Consider the following 18,539-nt stretch of genomic DNA (forward strand, 5'->3'; position numbering starts at 1 on the left):
TTTAGTCTGATCGGTGAGTTTCATCGGCTACCCACTGCAGATAGGCAGGTAATCCGCCCACTATAGGAACCATAATCACTTCAGGAAGTTCATAAGGATGCATCATCTTGATCAACTGTTCAACCCGGTCATAATGCTGGCGGCGGGTTTTGATCAGAACCGGAATTTCCGCCGCCGACTCGATGTTATCCTGCCAGCGGTAAACCGATGTACAAGGACTTAAGAGATTGACACAAGCTGCCAAATGCTGATCAAGCAAAGCTTTCGCCAATGCATCGGCACTTTCGTGATCGGGAAAATTGGAAATGATCAATACGGATTCCATTCGTAATATTGTTGCATCAAAGGTTTTATTTTACCTTGCTTATCAGGCCGTTGAAAAACGTTTTCGAGACAGCCTATAACAAAGCAAAACCAGACGAAAAGCGCAGTTTATGCGTAATAAATGCGCAACACCGTAGCGGCGCGCAGATAGCTTTTCAACGACCTGATAGCACTTCGATGGACAGACGGGGTTTTGTTCATGACTGCAATCGGCATATACTCAAATTAAAGCATCTCTAAAAATTATTGTATGAAAGGAAAAATACCATGAAAGGATTATTCAGATTAGTCATCGTGCTGGCAATTCTTACCCCGGTCACCATCTTCTTCGGTTACATCATCATGGACGAAGGCGATCAATTCACCACCGAACATTATATGGTCACCGGCTTGAGCATGGTTCCGCTGATTTTCGCGCTGCTGGTTAAATTCCTGATGACCGGCGCGGAAACTAACAAGGAATAATCTCCGGCCGGTAATTACTCTGCCGATTCATCCGGCACACGCTCACAAGCACGCTGATAAGCCAAACCAGCCACAGCCAGATCTCCCAGCGCCAAACCGCGAAATACGAACGCAATCCGCTCACTGGCATTTTGACGAACCAACGCGGTGTCTATCATCAAACCGGTCAGATCACCGCACACCAGCGCCGGATCGACCAGCGGCACAGGCATACTGGCTTCTTGTTCCAGATCGTCGACAATGATGCGATCCAGCATCGGCATACTGTCTTTCAGCCACGGCGCCGCCAGATCGGTCATTGTCACAAATGCACCGGGTTCCAACCAGTGTGCATCGAGAAACGGAACCAATTGCGGCGACAAGGTCACCGACGTAACGATTAAATCCGCACCGCGGATCGCTGCTTCGGCGGTTTGACAAGCCATTGCGGTCAACCCCATATTTTCGGCATATTGGCAAAAACGATCGCGGCTCGGCCCGCGTGCATAGGCGCGAACGCTGCTTAACGGAAACAATGCGGCAAATGCTTGCAAATGGCTATGCGCCTGTATGCCGCAACCGATAAACGCCGCGACGCAAGCATCCGTGCGAGCCAGCCGTTTGGCTGCGACCGCACTCAACCCGGCAGTTCGCACCGCAGTAATCCAATTGCCGTCGATTACCGCCAGCGGCAAACCGCTGCGGCTATCGAGCAATGTTACCAGCGAATTAATGCTCGGTAAGCCTTGTTGCGGATTATCCGGATTCAGTACCAATGCCTTGACGGCTAAAAACGGCGGATCGTCGGCAGCCGCCAATGTCGCCATCATATAGCGGTTATCGGGCGGCGTAATGACTGCTTTGGGTGCATTCCAAGCCTGTTGACGGCTGCGCGCCCGTAGCAAACGTTCAATACTGGCGGTAATTTCTTGGGGGATTAATTGCAAGGATTGCAAAGAATCTGCCGATAAAAAGCACGGCGTTGAATCGCGCGATTTATTGCCGGATTCATGCAAGATTCCCGGCGAATTTCCAGGTTTTTGAAAATTTGTCATCGTATTTTAACCATCGGCTGCTATAATATCGCCCCCATTGGCACAACTAACAGCTTATTTTTTTGAGGAATTATTTATGTCTCGTTCGATCCGCAATATCGCCATCATCGCACACGTCGATCACGGTAAAACCACGATGGTTGACAAGCTCCTGCATCAAGCCGGCACCTTTGCCGCGCATCAGCAAGTTTCCGAGCGCGTGATGGATTCCAACGATATTGAGCGCGAGCGCGGCATCACCATTTTAGCCAAGAATTGCGCCATCGACTACGAGGGCGTTCATATCAACATCGTCGATACCCCGGGTCACGCCGATTTCGGTGGTGAAGTGGAGCGCGTATTATCGATGGTCGACGGTGTGCTGCTGTTGGTCGATGCAGTGGAAGGTCCGATGCCGCAAACCCGGTTTGTGACCAAAAAAGCGCTGGCGCAAGGCTTACGCCCGATTGTGGTGATCAACAAGATCGACCGGCCTGGCGCGCGCGCCGGTTGGGTAGTCGATCAAACCTTTGATTTGTTCGACAAACTCGGCGCCAGCGATGAACAGCTCGATTTTCCGGTCGTATACGCTTCCGCGTTGAATGGCTTTGCCACGCTGGATCCGGATAAATCCAGCCCGGACATGCGCCCGCTGTTCGATACCATTCTCAACCATGTGCCCGCACCCACCGGCAATCCCGATGAACCGCTGCAACTGCAGATCAGCGCATTGGATTATTCCAGCTTCGTCGGACGCATCGGCATTGGCCGCATTCATCGCGGCAAGCTGAAAGCCGGTCAGGAAGTGATGGTGCTCGCGGGCGACAAGCCGCCGAAAAAAGCCAAAGTCAATCAAGTGCTCGGTTTCCGCGGTCTGGAACGGATACAAATGAAAGAAGCGTTGGCGGGCGATATTGTCTTGATCAACGGCGTGGAAGAACTGAGCATCGGCGCCACGCTGGCCGATGTCGACCAACCCGAAGCGCTGCCGATGCTGGCGGTCGACGAGCCGACCCTGACCATGACGTTCCAGGTCAACACCTCGCCGTTTGCCGGGCAGGAAGGTAAATTCGTCACCAGCCGCCAATTGCGCGAACGCCTGGAAAAAGAATTGCTGACCAATGTTGCATTACGCATGGAAGATACCAGCGAAACCGATTCATTCCTGATTTCCGGCCGCGGCGAATTGCACCTGACTATTCTGCTGGAAAACATGCGCCGTGAAGGCTATGAACTGGCTGTTTCTCGTCCGCACGTCGTGATCCGCGAAATCGACGGTGTCAAATGCGAGCCGTTTGAAATGCTTACCGTCGACGTTGACGAAGCCAATCAAGGCGCGGTGATGGAAGCATTAGGCGCGCGCCGCGGCGATTTGCAAGATATGGTATCGGATGCCAAAGGGCGCGTGCGACTCGACTACCGCATCCCGGCGCGCGGCTTGATCGGTTTCCAATCGGAATTCATGACCATGACGCGCGGCACCGGTCTGATGAGTCACGTATTCGACGAATTCGCGCCGATGCGCCCGGAAATTCCGCCGCGCAGAAACGGTGTGCTGATTTCCGCCGAACAAGGTGAAGCCGTCGCCTATGCGCTGTGGAAACTGCAAGACCGCGGCCGCATGTTCGTCAGCCCCGGTGACCGTCTCTATGAAGGCATGGTGATCGGCATCCATACCCGCGATAACGATCTGGTCGTAAATCCGATCAAGGGCAAGCAACTGACCAACATCCGCGCCTCGGGAACCGATGAAGCGGTGACATTAATCCCGCCGATTCAACTCACGCTGGAATCCGCGATTGAATTTATCGCCGACGACGAATTGGTGGAAATCACCCCGAAAACCATCCGCATCCGCAAACGCTACTTGCTGGAACACGAACGTAAACGCGCTTCACGCGCAGCAGCGTAATCGCTGATCTTCAAACAACTGCGCCGGTATCAACTCTACCGGCGCATTAAGCTCTTACCTGCTGCTCTTCAGCAAATTAGGCGGCAATCCCATCGGCTCGAAATCCTTCAGCAATGGCACATCTCTTTTATTAATCGAACGGATATCCATATCGTAGGTGCCATGCGGCCCCCAACTACCGGTAAATTGCTTACCGTCCGGCGTGAACGTCCAACACATATCCTCGCCGCCGGTATTGACCGCATCGCCGAGATTCACCGGCTGCTGCCATTCGCCATCGGCATTTTGCTGTGAAATCCACTCGTCGTGCCCGCCGCGCGAACCCAAATCCGGCCGCGTGCTGGTGATGATCAGGCTTTTGCCGTCTTTCGACAATCCGGTCCAATGCATATGGTCACGGTGCGGCGAGTTGATTTTCGGACCCAAACTTTCGGGTTTCTGCCACACGCCGTCCTTTTTCTCGACCTTCCAGATATCGCTGTCCTGGGTCACGCCGGGCTGGTGGTAGCTGAAATAAATCAAGCTGTCGGACGCGATAATCGGACAATGTTCCTCGCCGGTCGTCGTGTTGATGTTCGGCAGTTCCGGCACGTCGTTCCAGTTTTTGGCCTCCTGCCACACACCATCGACTTTCTGCACCACGTACAAATCGCCGGACAACATATTGCCCGGCTCGTAGCGCGTGAAATAAATCACATTGCCGTCGTCGGAAAAGCTCGGCTCCAACTCCCACGCCGAAGTATTGATGTTCGGCCCCATTTTGGGATCGATGCCCGGCCCCAAATGAACCGGCTCCTGCCATTCGCCATCGACCAGGCGCGACATCCAGATATCGAAACTGTAATTACCACCGGGCGACTGGATACTGCCCTCGCGCGTCGACACAAAAATCGCGGTCTTGCCATCGACGCTGTAGGTAATCTCCATCTCCGAACCGGTCGAATTGATTTTCCCAGCGATGCTGTTCGACACCCGCGGATGCTCCGTCGCAGCTCCGCTCCCGGAACCGTGCATACCGGGCATGGCATGGGAAACACCCTGCGTCACAACAAATGCCAGCGGCACGGATAAAAGTTTTAGATTGATAAAATGCTTTTTCATTACTTGACCTCCTTGTTTCAACGAACATGCTTTTACAAGAATAGGCTGGTGTGTTTGTTATTGCAATTCAATTTCTACCGCTATTCTTTTCCTGCCATGCCGCAAATTCCAACGGCCGCAGACCGAATCGGATGACATTACCGGAATGAAGATTCTGAAATTCCTCCATCACCAGCGCGACAAAACGCTCATGATCGGCTTCGGCCACGGTACCGGGTACTTGGGCGCGGATCGCTGCTAAGTCGGCTTTAGCGCCACCACGGACAATAGCTGCAACAAGTGCTGACAACTGGGTGCGATAGCGCAGGCGCACAGCGTCCGGCGGCACCAGCTGCTGGCGCACGGCGACGTATTGCTGGCAGGAACGCTCGTAGGCACGCACGAAGATATCGCGTAGCAATTCCACGCGATTGAGTTCATAGACGCCGAGCAGGGCTTCGATGTAATCCTTCGCGGCGACGTCGATGAAAGACAGCGGCGAGAAGTTATGCCGGATAAAGGGAATGTTGGCAGCCAGCCGGGAAACGCGTTTATTGACATCCTCAAACGGTTGCAGGTAGGGCAGATGCACCATCAGGAAGAAAGCTTGCTCAAAGGGATCAAGAATTTCGGCCGCCATCTCGATAACGACGCCGAATAACTCTTCGATACGCTGAGGCAGAGCAATCGGCAGATAAACACTGCCACCGATTTCAACCGGCCGGCTACGGAGGCGGCCGCAAGTTGCGGGATCGGGCATGAGACCATCCGACAAAAAGGCATGCAGCGCAATGACGGTTTCCGGATTAACACCCACATGCTCGGTATCGCGCACCAGATATTCAATCGCCACCTTGTGATTGAGGATCATCTGGGTTTCCAGCGCATCCTTACCGGCGGCGGCTTGCCCGTATTCGATGAGGCGTTCGGTATCGAGCCGCGAATAGGTGTTGCCCTCCAGTTGCGACGAGGCCCAGGAAAGATCAATCAACAAGCGATTGAGAATGTCGCGGGCAAAAGTACCCGCCGGAGCATCGTCAGCCGCCGTCACGGACGGACGGCCGAGATTGTGCAGTTGCGTGCGCAGGGATTCGGAGAGATAGGCGGTACTGTTCGGGGTATATTGCTCCAGGAAAGACTGCTTGTAACTGACCGGCGCCCGCTGTTGCCGAGGCTGACGCACATAACGCCGGATCTCTTTCCCTTCCGGCGATACCGGGGTATCAACCTCGGTGCCCGGCGAGGCTGCGACTAAAGCCGGTTCATGTGTCCGGGCGTAGATTATTTGGGATTGGCGGTAACGCAGACTCGGGCCTTTACCGGAAACAAATACCCTTTTCAGATCGGTCAAGTTTGCAAGACGGCGCTGCAACGTACGGCGGCTGACTATCTCTGCCAATGCCGCATGCAGCGCGTCGATACCAACGCCTTCGATGTGCCGGACAATCTCGGCTTCGATCCGCTCGTTCAGATCATCAGTCAGTTTTTTGGGCATAACAAGATTATTTGGCGCGATAGAGAAATTATTACGCCAAAAGATTAACTTTATTGGCGCGATTTGTCAAAATTTGCGCCAATAAACGCTATGAATCGGCATGATATCCCCAGCAAGACTAACTTTAGCACTTCACTTCAAAGCGCAAGAAATCGCTCAGGCGTTTTGATTCGGTAATCTCATCGTGCGGAACCAGCAAATACTTCCAGGGTTTATTGCCAACCGTTGCGGCATAATCCGATGCGTACTTGCACCAGCGCATAGCCGCTGCCGCCTTGGCTTGCACTTCCTGAGTATCGATATCGTTACGCGCTTTGGTTTCCACCATGAAAATTGCCGAATCGGTTTCGGCGACGAAATCGGGAATGTATTCCGGTTGCTCGGAACCCAGTTTGTAGTAGATCTGGAACTGCCCCTTCGCCGGTTTAATCCACTTGAGAGCGTCACGTTCCAGAATAATGGCAAAGCGGCGCTCGGTATCCGAATCGAATTTCTGCAGCGGATACAAACAGCGCGTGAAACCGCCGAACAGCATCTGCTTGATGCGGCTGACATCAAGCACCGTCTCCCGGAAGTGATGAGCCATCTGACCAGCTGTAGCCGTGTAGTTGCACGGTTTAAGCCCGGTAAAACCGCGGCTGACCTGCACCTCATACTCCGTTGCCTGCTCCCAAAAGTGAGCCATCATTTGCGCGTGGATTTCGCGTGCGATCAGACGACGGTCACGATCCAGTACGTTTATAGTCTCTCCCTCCGAGAGATAACCGCGCAAATGCTGAACCATCTGGCCTGCAAGATCATAAAGAAGATCGGCGTGGATGAAGTAGTCGATATCATCTAAATCCACCAGGGCATGAACGATATAATCCTCCAGCCGCTGCTCCTTCAGTCCGGCTTCTGCGGCTAAGGTGAATTGCTCGTTGGTGCGCAGCATTTGACCGACGATCTCGCGCTCACCAGGCTGCAAGTGAAGCTGGCTGACATCGAGCGCAAACGGATGAAAACCCGTGGTGACTTCGCCAGTCGGCACCACGGCGATGCGCGGAATGTCGATGGTTTGTTGCACCACGATTGCAGCGGTTTTTGCCACCACATCCGATAGATCGAGTGCTGGAGCCGATTCATCCACGCCCGCCAACAAATCGCCTTGCACGGGTTTCAGCCGCTCAACCACCTCCGCCAGAATTTCCTTTTGCACCTCGGGCTTCAGCAGTGCGCTACTGGTGGGTACCCAATCGCGCTTGACCTCGTACTTGCCGATCACGTCCATGACCATGCGTGCGGCCTGCTTTTCTGCCTCGGTGGTAAACACCGGCTCCGGCACGGCAACGGCTGCCGATTCATTATCAGCACCTGATGCACCCGTCTGCATAACCGGCGCGTCCGTCAGACCGAGGCAAGTTGCGGCTCCCGATTCAACCTGCACGCTCACTTTCTTGTCGAAAGCCGAAGGCGCATCGAGAATGAGATGCTTCAAGCGAATCGGTGAATCGCCCCGATTGGCTTCGTCGATAATCTCCTGAAACTTGTCGTGTGCGACGATGTTCAGGCGATCCACCGCCGCCACACCAGTACGCTTGCCGTAAGGCAACCGCAAACCCCGGCCGATGGATTGCTCGATCAGCGTGCGGGCATTAGCGGCGCGCAGCGGCACAATGGTGTAAAGATTGGTCACGTCCCAGCCCTCCTTGAGCATGTTGACGTGAATCACAATCTCGGTCGGCTCGTCCACACTCTCGACCGCGAGCAAACGAGCGATCATTTCCTCCTCTTCGCTGCCTGAGCGGCTGGAATCGACCTGAATCACCTTGCCCTGATATCTCCCTTCGTATAATCGCTCTTCAATCAATTCCCGGAGTTGCCCCGCGTGCGTGGTATCGCGTGCAATCACCAGCATGAAGGGCTTGACCGGCGCAACACCGTTTTCCCGGGCATAGGTCAGCAGCTCAACTTTTGTTGTTTCGTGCAGACGCACGCCGTCTTCCAGCTTGGTTTTCTCGATTTCCTCGGGCGTGTGTGCTTTCGCATCAAAATTACGCTGCGTGACAACGGCAGGCTCCTTGACAAAACCGTCTTCCATCGCCAGTGCCAGCGGATAGTCCATGACCACATTCTTGAACGGAATCGGCTTTGGGTTTGCCTCCACGAACGGCGTCGCCGTGACCTCCAGTCCGAACAAAGGCTGTAATTCATTGATCGCCCGCATCCCGGCTTGCGCGCGATAGCGGTGCGATTCGTCCATCAACAGCACCAGATCCGGCAAATTGGCGAGATGATTGAAGTAGCTATCGCCTAATACCTCTTTCATGCGCTTGATGCGCGGTTCGCGGCCGCCGCGCACTTCGGAAGTGATCTTGGAAATATTGAAAATATTGATGCGAACTTCGCCCAGCAACTCGCCACCCGTGATGTTTTGCTGATCGTAGTTGTCGCCGGTAATGACACGCGGCGCATGGATGGCAAATTCACCGATGCCCTTGAACACGTATTTCGGTGTATTCGGCGTGAAATCCGTAATCAGCTTGTTGTAGATCGTAAGATTGGGCGCGAGCACGAAGAAGTTATTGATGCCGTGCGCCAGATGCAGATAAGCGATAAAAGCCCCCATCAACCGCGTCTTGCCCACACCGGTCGCCATTGCAAAGCAAAGCGAGGGAAACTCGCGCTCGAAGTCTTCCAGCTTGGGGAACTGCGCCTTGAGCGTCGCCAGTACCGCCGGAACATTGCGCTCCTGCGTCAACATTTCCGGCGCGGCATCCAATGCCTGTTTTAATTTGGCCAGCGATTCGGCCTGCGGCGGGCGGAGCGACAAGCGTCCTATAATATGGTTCTGGATGCGGACACTCATGCTTCATTCTCCCTTGTTGTCCAGCAGCTTCAGCATGCGGTCAAAATCGCTCTCGAACAATCGGTCCTGCACGATGCGGTATTTTTCAAACTCAGCTTCAGCATGGGCGCGTGCGATTTCCGCCGTGACCTTACCGGCATCTTGTAATACCTCACGATCGGTCATTTCAATGAATCGGTTTAATCGAATTTCCCAGTCCTGCATGGTCATGGGCATCTTGTTCTGCGCCATCAGCTCGGCCATATCCAGATAGGCGTTCACCAGCCGGGAAAGTTGAGCCATTTCATTTTCGCTCAGGTAATTTTTGGCGATAACCACGTCAAACTTCTGAATTTTTCCACGTGGCGCATCCTGCCAAGTGGTCAACCCCATATTGGGCTTTTCTGCATCCGCACGCGCAACGATGACTTCCGCCGCCGTCTGCCCATGAATGGCCCAATGCAGTTTATTCTGTACGCTGGCGAAAAATCGCTTGGTGGCCTGTGCAGTCACATCGTAATCAATCGACGTGGCATAAAGATCCGTGATTTTTTGATAGAACTTGCGCTCCGAAAGGCGAATCTCACGGACACGCTGCAGCTGTTCCTCAAAGTATTGATCTGTCAGGACAGAGCCGCCTTGCTTTAGGCGCTCCACATCCATGACCCACCCCTTGATAGCGAATTCCTCGACGATGCCCGTGGCCCACTTGCGAAATTGCACCGCCCGTTCGGAATTGACCTTGTAGCCCACCGCAATGATGGCGGCCAGATTGTAGTGCCTGGTGTCATAGTTCTTGCCATCGGTGGCAGTTATCCGAAATTTTCGGATAACTGAATCTTGCTGCAGCTCGTTGTCTTCAAATACTTTTTTTAGGTGATAGTTGATGGTGCGTACATCCACATCATAGAGCGTGGCCATCATCTTCTGCGTCAGCCAGACATTCTCGTCGGCATAGACCGTCTCCACGCCGCCCTGGCCGCTGGCCGCCACAAAGGTCAGATACTCCGCCGCCGAAGAGCGGACAATGGAGACTTCTTTCTTTTTCTTCGCCATCACGCCTCCTCCCCATCGCCAAACAGATCGGCGATGCGCCCATCCGTCTTGGCCCGTCTTCCTTGGCTCACGGCAGGCTCGGCCGGTTCAGGCTGCGCCATCGGCAGATTCGCGACATTCAGGCTGTAGTCGTCATGGCCCCACTCGCAGCGCGCCAGCACCATTTTGGGGATTTTTTTCAGCGTCAGATTCGACCAGCGCTCGGCGGCTTGCGCCGCGCCATTTGCACCCAAACCCCGGAACGCGGCGCAGCACACCAGCAGGCTTTGTTCGCCGCCGACTTCGTCGGACAGCGCCTGCAACTGATCGGCGGAGAGGTTTTGCGTGGTGACGTAGATGAAATCGCGCTCGCTGGAATGGCCGTGCTGCCACCACGAACTTCCGACGGCGCGTAGGTAAAACCTTCCAGCTTCGCCAGCGCTTCGGCCAACTGTGCGGCGTTGTACTCGGGATTGATCACCGGATTGCCCCAGCGGTCGTTGACGATCAGCGTCGGTGCCAGCCGGTAGTAGCGAAACCCGCCGCCGCCTTGCCAGTTCACCGCTTTGGAAATACCGCCCTGATCGTCGCCGTCGATGACCTTCTTCAGGCGCGGAATGATGTGCGTGTGGCAATGCTCGCCCAGTTCGACCATGATCCAGCGGCGGCCCATCTTGTGCGCCACCGAGCCGGTGGTGCCGGAACCGGCGAAGGAATCGAGGACGAGATCGCCGGGGTTGGTGGCGATTTCTAAAACGCGTTGAATCAAACCTTCAGGTTTTGGGGTAATAAAGTCATCCAACAAAGAGGAGCTACTCAATACAGCCCTCACTTCTTTTCGAGCCGCATCGGTGTGACTTGCGTACTCATGTGACCAAAGCGTCTGAGGGACGATACCCTGATTGCGCAGTAAATGCTTATAACGTTTAAAAGAAGGGGTTTTTCCGGAACCGTCTTTTCCCCAATAAATGAAACCTTCAGCTGCATGCCGCAAATGTTCTTCTTGAGAATATGCCCATACACGTGTTTTGCTAGGCCAAATTTCTTCCCCTGTATTTGGTTGCGTAATCGGGTAGTAAAGATTTGGGCGTTCTTCAAATGACTTGCTACAGGTGTAATCACTGGAAAGCGAAACACACCTTTTTCATCTTCAAATTTATATTGACGATCTTTCGCTTCAGTTCTTGGAATGAGCTTGCGTTCCCACTTTTCGCTTTTGCGATAGACGAGAACATGATCGTGCATTGGCGCAATAGTTTTATGGTCATTAGCTACAGCATACTTTTTCTGCCAAACCACATTCGCAACAAAATTCGCCCGCCCAAACACCTCATCACACAACACCTTCAAATAATGCGCCTCGTTGTCATCAATCGTGATCCACAACGAACCATCCTCGGACAGCAAGCTTGATAATTTCCAGCCGGTCGCGCATCAATCCCAGCCAGATCGAATGCTCCAGCCCATCGTCGTAATGCGTGAACGCGCTGCCGGTGTTGTACGGCGGATCGATGAACACGCACTTCACCTTCCCCGAGAACTCCTGCTCCAGCGCCTTCAGCGCCAGCAGGTTGTCACCGAAGATCAACCGGTTGTCGAAGCTATCGTTATCCGACACCCGATGCCTGGCGTGATACGACAGCGCAGCATCTCTCCAGCAAAATGCGCGGCTCCAGCTTGGGCCGCTTGTCCTTGCCGATCCAGGTGAGTTCGAGTTTTTGTTTGCCGCTCATTCTTGTGCCTCTTGCCGCTGCACCAATCTTTGCAGGGCGCGTTCGCGCTCGCGTTCCAGTTCGTGTTTGAGCTCTGCTTCGCTCGGCAGATAAGGCAGATATTTGGCGGCAAACAATTGCTGTTGTTCCGCCAGCACGGAATAGCGCACCACGGCTTCGCTTTTTTCGCTGCACAACACCAGGCCAATGGTGGGATTGTCGTCCGCGCCTTTGATTTGCTCGTCGTACAGGCGCACATAAGTATCCATCTGCCCCATGTCCTGATGGGTGAGCCTGCCCAGTTTCAAGTCCACCAGCAAAAAGCATTTGAGTTTGTAGTTGTAAAACACGAGGTCAAGATAAAAATCTTCATCGGTAAAACTCACGCGCTGCTGGCGGGCGACAAAGGCAAAGCCCTTGCCCAGCTCCAGCAGGAAGTTTTGCAGGTTGTCCATGATGGCTTGCTCCAGATCGCCTTCCAGAAAGCGGCTGGGATTCAGGTTGAGAAAATCCAGCACATACGGATCACGCAGGAAATCCTTGCGGGTTTCCACCAGGGATTCCGTGTACTGCGCGGCTTCGGCCTCGACCAGCGCCTTGTCCTTGCTGCTCAACAAGCGCTCGTGGCTGTCGCCGATTTGTCGTCCGTAGCGCCCTACGCTCCCAGAAGTTCTGGCTGATGGCTTTCTCTGCGTTGCGTACCTTTATTGGCGGATGGATTTTCCACCTTGGTCAAGACGTTGTAATGCGACCAGCTCAATTCAGGAGACACTGTCTCCCGAATCGGAAAAGCCAGATGAAACCGGCGCATGTTGCGCAGGTTGCTGACGTCAAATCCCTTGCCAAACAGGTCTGTGAGGCGGGTGGATAGCTCCGCCAGTTGGCGCTGGCCATAGGCGGCGCGTTCCTGCCCCTGCTGTTCGTACTCCACGATCAGGCGGCCAATTTCCCAGTAGCTGGCCACCATCGCCTGGTTGACGCTTTGGCGTACCTGGCTGCGCGCCTGCTGAACGATCTCGGCAATCTGACTGGCCAAGGATTCCAAGGTGCCATGTTGCGAAGGGGGGATGCGCTTCATTTCAATACCCATTCTTCACGCAGGATACGCGATTCCGGATTTTGACGTTTGTCCTTATCGATCCACGTGAGTTCTAGTTTTTGGTTGCTCATACGACTTTCTTTTTTACCGAAGCATCAAATATTTCGTGATTAATTGGTGATTCGAGTCGACTGTTATTTAGCAACGTTAAAACCAACTCCACATTCTCTTCTGTCACAACAATCTGGTTATCCTGAAGAGACAATCCCCAGCTTCTTTGTTCATTAATTTTAATGAGATTCCCCATGAAGTCCTTATTTTTGTAATAACCGGACTTTTGTATCGCTGAAATCTTGCGTAATAAACGAATATTTGAACCCACAGTTTTTCTGATTGCTTCTATATCCGTAAATATATCTAGCTCAGAAAAATCCTTGAGAACAGCATCGCGATTATTTTCCATGCCTTGCCGGAAATTTAAAATGCTTTCAAATTCCTTCTTATTGGCAATGAAAGTTGTTCCATCATAAACAAAGAAATCAATACTTGTGTCTAGTGTAAAAACTTTCTTGTCTTCTAAATCAGTTAATTGATGGTTATCGAATATGAAGTAGGATAGTTTCGCCATCTTGGCGGCACCTGTCAGTTTATTGACTTTTCTTACGCCATATAGAATTTCTCCATCGTATTCCAGCTTGACAACGAATGCCCAAGAATCAAGTAAGTCTTCGTATTTTTCAGCTTTATGGTTTTGTAATCCTTGGTTTATCGCCTCTTGAATTTTCTTGAAATCAGTTTCAGCTGAATCTATCGTGAGAAGATGATCATCTTGATCTGCTGTCAGAAAATCGTATTCTTCGAGCTTATAACTCTTTCCTTGAATTCTATCGGTGAGGGTATTCTTGAATTTATTCTGTAATTTCATATCAATATCGACACGTAATACCGAGTAATTCGCAATTTGTTCTACTAAACGCCTCTTTACAAGCCATAGAGTAATTACCCAATCTTTAAACTCTGTTTGGCGAAGATGAGCAATTTTCTTCTGGACATTATTTGGCATCGGCTTTCCCCTTCAGCTGGACACTGCTTACAAAATATAGGAACTGCGATAAACGCTCGATGACGCAGATATCACCGAGCTGGAATGGATATTTTGATATTAAAAGTCCTGATACTTCACGTTCGCCATCTTTAAATTGACAGTCATAAAGACCATAACCAGCCAGTGCCAGAACAGGGTTGATGAATATATTCTGAGTTCGGTATGCCAACGCAAACATCAGAATCATGAATACAAAAAGGCTGATTAGCGTTTTCCAATCTCCAAGATCGAAATTGTAAAAAGAAATCATGTAGGGGATCGTATAGGTAAACATATCTCCCGATTTGTTCGCCAGTTTTGTAACTTTTACGGGTATGCCACTTTGTATCTTGTTGGCAGCAATAATTACCGTCGCACACGCTAAAATTGTTATTACTAAAATAATTCCCGCTGCAATCGGGTGTTTAGGTAAAAAGTTAGTGTCATCCAAGTCCTTAATGACAAAAATCAGTGCCAATGGAAAGTAAGAACTAATGAACATCAATAGAGATGCAAAAAAGCGAAGCTTCATGTAACCGTCACTTAATGGTAAAAAAATGTTTACTTGTTACTTATCTTTGTTCTCTCCCAGCAATCCCGTTGCATCTCGTTCATCCAGTTCTAATTTAGGGATAGCTGTCTTGATCCGCTTTTCCACCTCTTTAATATGTTCATCAGCAGGAATATTCTCGGGAAACGCACCGCCTATACGCTTGATTGCATCGCGTACTTCACGCCCAACTTGTTCGTGGGTCTGAATAGCCTGCGATTGGTTATGTACCCGATCGCGTGCCAGTTTATCGCGGGTTTGGGTCATGCGGAACTGGTTGGCGGCCAGTTCAGTAGCATTCATGCGGTCAAGCAGATTGTCTTTCTCAGGAATGGCTTTGCGCCGCTTAATGGCGTCGCGCCCCAATCCGCCATACAAGCCCTTGTAACCCGCATCGTGGAAGACGCCGAACATTTTGTTTTGTACACCGGCGTCCTGTGCAGCACCGGAAAGTGCTTTGAATTCCTCTGCGGTCTGCTTTCGTAACTCTAATCGTTCCATATCGGCAGCAGCTTGGTCGCTCAATTCCTGGCGGCGAGTTTGAATAGCGAAGTATTTTTGTGCTTGAGCGATTTCAGATTTACGTGGATCACCGTTTTGAGCGATGAGGTAGCAGGCGAAGCGGGAAAGGTGATAATCCTCGACAATACGCTCACTACCAGATCCCAGCTCGACCATTTTGCCGGCGCCGGCAAAATGGTTCTCCGGGGGATTTCCCGATTCTTTGCAAGAACTTATGGCACGATCGATGGCTTGCTCAAAACGCCGCCATTGACTGTAGCCCAATAGAAATTGCAAAGCCCGGGCGCTCCAATATTCTGCTCCATGTTCATTGACTTGTTTCAGATCCTCAAAAGATTTTCCAGCTATCGTCACATTTTTATTCATAGACCTATATCAACTCCCTTTCGACAGTATCCAGTATTTCATAGTGAATATAAAAAGCTATTGATTTTATATTTATTTTCCGTATTTGAATGAAGTAAAAAACTCTAAATCAACCGTGTGGTTGCTTGATTCACTGTTGATCATTCGGTTTCTCATTTCAACTCCCATTCAACGGTAAACAACGTGCGCTCTTCGACCTGCTGTTGAAGTTGTATTTCCAATTGATTGATGAGCGCGTTATGCTGGGCTTCGATTTCGTCCTGCCGTGCGAACAGCTCGCGGCGCAGCTTGCTGCGTTTGCTTTCCAGCTCGCGCTGATGCTTCTGCTGCGCCAATTTCTCTTCCAATGTGGCAGAAACCGCAGCCATGCGGCGTACTTCCTTGATTTCAACATCGATGGCCTTGATTTCCTGCTCCAATCCCAGTTTCAGATCGTCCACCCAGGCGTCCAATTTTTGGACCTCCTGCTCAAAGTAACCGAGGTTGCGCTGGTTGATATCACGCAGCAGCGTGGTCTGACGGGCTTCAAGCTCGACCTGTAAAACTTCGCCATTATTGTACAAGTTTGCATCTTGTATAATTGCGGGCAAGCGCAGTAGTTTTTCAGGATCGTCTTCAGCCAGCACCTCGCCTTCGGCGGTACTGGCAGCAACCAGCAGATGCTGTTCATTTTGTCCAAGCGCCATGACCGAAACCAGCTTCACACTTAGCCATCCGCTCTTGGCGCGGTACGGTTCAAGGGTACTGATTCTTGTGCCGTGAGCCTCGTAGTCGAACACCAGCCGAGCTGCAGGAAGATCGCGGGTTTTCGCTTGCTGGATGACCCATTCAGCAAGCGGATGACCGATGCGGTATAGATGAGCGTCACCGGAACGGCGAGGCAGCTCGTAGCGCCCAGGCTCGATTCCCGCGACACCGCTGTTTTCAATTCCAGCTGGTGGATTGCCAAGCACGAACCCGTCATCATCGAACGCGGCGCAGCCATCCAGTTCCATCCGGGTCAAGTCCATCAGCATGCGCTCGAATTTGCTGCGCGCGACGCGGCTGTCCTCGGCGCGCACGCGTAGTTTATCCTGCACTTCCTCATCGAAGTTTTCCAACAAGATTTGGCGGGTCTTGACCATTGCCTCACTGATCTCACCGGAAAGGTCGAGTTGCAACTGTTCAAAGCTGGCCTTGATCTCCCCATGTTCCCGGCAGTTTCGATAAATTTCGGCGATACGCCGCTCGAAGTCCACCCCGGAACCGATAGCGCCCAGCACTTCGTCGCTGGCGCCGAATACACCCTCGAAAAGCTGGAATTTCTGCGCCAGCAGTTCGTATACCCGCGCATCGGCTTCGTTGCTGCGGTCAACGAAATTCACCACCACCACGTCGAACTTTTGCCCGTAGCGATGACAGCGCCCGATGCGCTGCTCGATACGCTGCGGATTCCACGGCAGGTCGTAGTTGATGACCAGCGAGCAGAATTGTAGGTTGATGCCTTCAGCGCCTGCCTCGGTGGCGATCATGATCTTGCCATATTCCTTAAAGTGTTCGACCAGCGCCGCTCGCGTATCGGCGGTCTTGGAGCCAGTCACGCGGTCGCTGCCTTGGTGGCGCTTCAACCAATCTTTGTAGATAGTCTGCGCCCGTGCATCGCTGTTGGTGCCGTTGAAGAGCACGATGTTCTCGCCATAGCGGGTTTGTTCTAACAAAGAAAGCAGATAATCCTGCGTTCGTTTCGATTCGGTAAAGATGATCGCTTTCTTGGCCGCGCCGAGCCGATCCAATTCGGCGAAAGCGCGATCCAGCGCGGTGAGTAACGCTTTACCCTTGGCATTTTCGTGAATGCCGCTTGCCAATGTTTTGAAATGGCGCAAATCGCCAATTTCCTGTGAAATGGCTTCACGTTCGTTGCATATAGAAGAGGGGGCATTACTCGCTAAATCGTTCCATTCGTCGGCGGTTTCGTCTAGCAATTCATAGTCTTTATCCAGATCTTCCGCTAAATCAGGCAGATTGACCGCATCATCCAGTATTTTCTGAAGCCTGTTTGCCATAGTATCCAGCGCACCTGCGATCGCATGTGTCGACGATGCCAGCAGTTTCCACAACACCAGAGAGATCAATTGGCGCTGACCTTCCGGTAATGCCTTGAGGTTTGGGCGGCGCAAATAGTCCGACACAAGATGGGACAGCTCCTGCTCTTCGCTTGAAGGTGTAAATTCCTCAACAATCGCTTTGCGAGAGGTATACGAGATATAGGGCTGTACTTCTTTGCGCAAAGTACGCTTACAGACCGGTGCCAAGCGATGACGCAAGTTGGCGAAATTTTGATCTTTTCCAGCCGCAGTGAATTGGGTGCGAAAACTATCGATGTCGCCAAAAATCCGGTCATCGATCATACTGGTAAGCCCATAAAGTTCCAGCAAAGAGTTCTGCAGCGGCGTTGCTGTGAGCAGCACCTTGGAATGGACGTGCGCCAACGCTTCCTTCAGTGTTTTGGCGATGACATTGCTGGTTTTGTAGACGTTGCGCAACCGATGGGCTTCGTCAAGCACGACTAAATCCCATTCGATGGTTTTGATATTATCCGCTTTGGCCTTGGCGAACTGATAAGAGCAAATCATCGGGCCAGAACCATGCTCAAACGGATTCCGATCAATCTGCTTGCGGATGGCGTTATAGCTTTTGGCTTCCAGGATCCGGCCTTGCAAACTGAATTTATCCTGTAATTCCTGATGCCACTGCTTGCGCAGGTTAGCTGGAACAATAATCAGAATGCGGCGGCGGCGCTCGGCCCAGCGTTGTGAAATCACCAAACCTGCTTCGATGGTTTTACCCAGCCCCACCTCATCGGCAAGGATCACGCCGCGAGAGAGCGGATTACGGCATGCGAAGAGCGCTGCTTCGACTTGATGGGGATTGAGGTCAACTTGCGAATCGACCAGCGTCGAAGCCAACGATTCGACCGAATCACTTGCAGCCCGGCGCGTGAGCAGCCAAGCAAAATACTGACTTTGATGCGGTGTTAATTGCGGTTTCGTAATCAACAACGACCCTCTTTACTATTTGATTCTGTCAATCCTTGAAGGATTTTGAAAATCCCGGTAACCGCTTAATGACTGAATAA

General features: G+C 52.0%; 19 protein-coding genes. 2 read left to right on the plus strand and 17 right to left on the minus strand.

Features of this window, described 5'->3' with window-relative positions:
- Nucleotide 1: 1 nt before the first annotated feature.
- The gene (gene cutA / locus KF839_RS00195) at nt 2–325 is read right to left on the minus strand and encodes a divalent-cation tolerance protein CutA (protein WP_292915793.1); all 324 of its coding nucleotides are present in this window, start codon (nt 323–325) and stop codon (nt 2–4) included.
- Nucleotides 326–591: 266 nt separating this feature from the next.
- Here cutA and KF839_RS00200 point away from each other — a divergent pair, with 266 nt between their 5' ends.
- Nucleotides 592–789, plus strand: coding sequence for a hypothetical protein (locus KF839_RS00200; RefSeq protein WP_292915794.1), 198 nt, complete (start codon nt 592–594; stop codon nt 787–789).
- Nucleotides 790–803: 14 nt separating this feature from the next.
- Here KF839_RS00200 and KF839_RS00205 read toward each other — a convergent pair whose 3' ends face one another.
- Nucleotides 804–1,823, minus strand: a complete 1,020-nt coding sequence (locus tag KF839_RS00205) for an ornithine cyclodeaminase family protein (RefSeq protein ID WP_292915795.1) — start codon at nt 1,821–1,823, stop codon at nt 804–806.
- Nucleotides 1,824–1,899: 76 nt separating this feature from the next.
- Here KF839_RS00205 and typA point away from each other — a divergent pair, with 76 nt between their 5' ends.
- Nucleotides 1,900–3,714 (plus strand): translational GTPase TypA, encoded by a 1,815-nt coding sequence (gene typA, locus KF839_RS00210; RefSeq protein ID WP_292915796.1) that lies wholly within the window; start codon nt 1,900–1,902, stop codon nt 3,712–3,714.
- Nucleotides 3,715–3,768: 54 nt separating this feature from the next.
- On the opposite strand, the gene KF839_RS00215 is transcribed toward typA, so the two are convergent.
- The 15 genes from KF839_RS00215 to KF839_RS00265 all read right to left on the minus strand — a co-directional run bounded on the left by KF839_RS00215 (nt 3,769) and on the right by KF839_RS00265 (nt 18,459).
- Nucleotides 3,769–4,836 carry a hypothetical protein gene (locus KF839_RS00215; protein ID WP_292915797.1) on the minus strand — a complete coding sequence of 356 codons (1,068 nt, stop codon included), beginning with the start codon at nt 4,834–4,836 and terminating at the stop codon, nt 3,769–3,771.
- 46 nt (nt 4,837–4,882) lie between these two features.
- A complete protein-coding gene (locus KF839_RS00220) occupies nt 4,883–6,289 on the minus strand; it encodes a Fic family protein (RefSeq protein ID WP_292915798.1) in 1,407 nt (468 codons plus the stop codon).
- 124 nt (nt 6,290–6,413) lie between these two features.
- Nucleotides 6,414–9,137, minus strand: a complete 2,724-nt coding sequence (locus tag KF839_RS00225) for a DEAD/DEAH box helicase (protein WP_292915799.1) — start codon at nt 9,135–9,137, stop codon at nt 6,414–6,416.
- 3 nt (nt 9,138–9,140) lie between these two features.
- Nucleotides 9,141–10,172 carry a virulence RhuM family protein gene (locus KF839_RS00230; RefSeq protein ID WP_292915800.1) on the minus strand — a complete coding sequence of 344 codons (1,032 nt, stop codon included), beginning with the start codon at nt 10,170–10,172 and terminating at the stop codon, nt 9,141–9,143.
- Nucleotides 10,172–10,405, minus strand: a complete 234-nt coding sequence (locus KF839_RS14815) for a hypothetical protein (RefSeq protein ID WP_416362336.1) — start codon at nt 10,403–10,405, stop codon at nt 10,172–10,174. The genes KF839_RS00230 and KF839_RS14815 overlap by 1 nt, the downstream gene beginning before the upstream one ends.
- Nucleotides 10,357–10,953, minus strand: a complete 597-nt coding sequence (locus KF839_RS14820; RefSeq protein WP_416362337.1) for a DNA methyltransferase — start codon at nt 10,951–10,953, stop codon at nt 10,357–10,359. Before KF839_RS14820 ends, KF839_RS14815 begins: the two co-directional genes overlap by 49 nt.
- A 26-nt stretch (nt 10,954–10,979) precedes the next feature.
- Entirely contained in the window at nt 10,980–11,537 is a 558-nt protein-coding gene (locus KF839_RS14825) for a DNA methyltransferase (RefSeq protein WP_416362338.1), read from the minus strand.
- A complete protein-coding gene (locus tag KF839_RS14830; RefSeq protein ID WP_416362339.1) occupies nt 11,521–11,769 on the minus strand; it encodes a hypothetical protein in 249 nt (82 codons plus the stop codon). Before KF839_RS14830 ends, KF839_RS14825 begins: the two co-directional genes overlap by 17 nt.
- A complete protein-coding gene (locus tag KF839_RS14835; RefSeq protein ID WP_416362340.1) occupies nt 11,759–11,884 on the minus strand; it encodes a hypothetical protein in 126 nt (41 codons plus the stop codon). The genes KF839_RS14830 and KF839_RS14835 overlap by 11 nt, the downstream gene beginning before the upstream one ends.
- On the minus strand, nt 11,881–12,477 hold the full coding sequence (locus KF839_RS00240; protein WP_292915801.1) for a PDDEXK nuclease domain-containing protein: 597 nt from the start codon (nt 12,475–12,477) through the stop codon (nt 11,881–11,883). The genes KF839_RS14835 and KF839_RS00240 overlap by 4 nt, the downstream gene beginning before the upstream one ends.
- A 41-nt stretch (nt 12,478–12,518) precedes the next feature.
- A complete protein-coding gene (locus tag KF839_RS00245) occupies nt 12,519–12,953 on the minus strand; it encodes a DUF1016 N-terminal domain-containing protein (RefSeq protein ID WP_292915802.1) in 435 nt (144 codons plus the stop codon).
- Nucleotides 12,954–13,029: 76 nt separating this feature from the next.
- Nucleotides 13,030–13,965: a Kiwa anti-phage protein KwaB-like domain-containing protein gene (locus KF839_RS00250; protein ID WP_292915803.1), complete on the minus strand. Its 936-nt coding sequence runs from the start codon at nt 13,963–13,965 to the stop codon at nt 13,030–13,032.
- Entirely contained in the window at nt 13,955–14,518 is a 564-nt protein-coding gene (locus KF839_RS00255; protein WP_292915804.1) for a hypothetical protein, read from the minus strand. The genes KF839_RS00250 and KF839_RS00255 overlap by 11 nt, the downstream gene beginning before the upstream one ends.
- 36 nt (nt 14,519–14,554) lie before the next feature.
- Nucleotides 14,555–15,424 (minus strand): DNA damage-inducible protein D, encoded by an 870-nt coding sequence (dinD, locus tag KF839_RS00260; RefSeq protein ID WP_292915805.1) that lies wholly within the window; start codon nt 15,422–15,424, stop codon nt 14,555–14,557.
- A 152-nt stretch (nt 15,425–15,576) separates the two neighbouring features.
- Nucleotides 15,577–18,459, minus strand: coding sequence for an SNF2-related protein (locus tag KF839_RS00265; RefSeq protein ID WP_292915806.1), 2,883 nt, complete (start codon nt 18,457–18,459; stop codon nt 15,577–15,579).
- Nucleotides 18,460–18,539: the final 80 nt, after the last annotated feature.

Source organism: Nitrosomonas sp. (assembly GCF_019635155.1).
Classification (GTDB): domain Bacteria; phylum Pseudomonadota; class Gammaproteobacteria; order Burkholderiales; family Nitrosomonadaceae; genus Nitrosomonas.

Bases quoted from the DNA above. Each gene is read 5' to 3' on its own strand.
- KF839_RS00255 (WP_292915804.1), bottom strand. From the start codon at position 14,518: ATGAAGCTTCGCTTTTTTGCATCTCTATTGATGTTCATTAGTTCTTAC.
- KF839_RS00205 (WP_292915795.1), bottom strand. From the start codon at position 1,823: ATGACAAATTTTCAAAAACCTGGAAATTCGCCGGGAATCTTGCATGAA.
- KF839_RS00230 (WP_292915800.1), bottom strand. From the start codon at position 10,172: ATGGCGAAGAAAAAGAAAGAAGTCTCCATTGTCCGCTCTTCGGCGGCG.
- dinD (WP_292915805.1), bottom strand. From the start codon at position 15,424: ATGAATAAAAATGTGACGATAGCTGGAAAATCTTTTGAGGATCTGAAA.
- KF839_RS00225 (WP_292915799.1), bottom strand. From the start codon at position 9,137: ATGAGTGTCCGCATCCAGAACCATATTATAGGACGCTTGTCGCTCCGC.
- KF839_RS00200 (WP_292915794.1), top strand. From the start codon at position 592: ATGAAAGGATTATTCAGATTAGTCATCGTGCTGGCAATTCTTACCCCG.
- KF839_RS14835 (WP_416362340.1), bottom strand. From the start codon at position 11,884: ATGAGCGGCAAACAAAAACTCGAACTCACCTGGATCGGCAAGGACAAG.
- typA (WP_292915796.1), top strand. From the start codon at position 1,900: ATGTCTCGTTCGATCCGCAATATCGCCATCATCGCACACGTCGATCAC.
- KF839_RS00220 (WP_292915798.1), bottom strand. From the start codon at position 6,289: ATGCCCAAAAAACTGACTGATGATCTGAACGAGCGGATCGAAGCCGAG.
- KF839_RS00250 (WP_292915803.1), bottom strand. From the start codon at position 13,965: ATGCCAAATAATGTCCAGAAGAAAATTGCTCATCTTCGCCAAACAGAG.
- KF839_RS00245 (WP_292915802.1), bottom strand. From the start codon at position 12,953: ATGGGTATTGAAATGAAGCGCATCCCCCCTTCGCAACATGGCACCTTG.
- cutA (WP_292915793.1), bottom strand. From the start codon at position 325: ATGGAATCCGTATTGATCATTTCCAATTTTCCCGATCACGAAAGTGCC.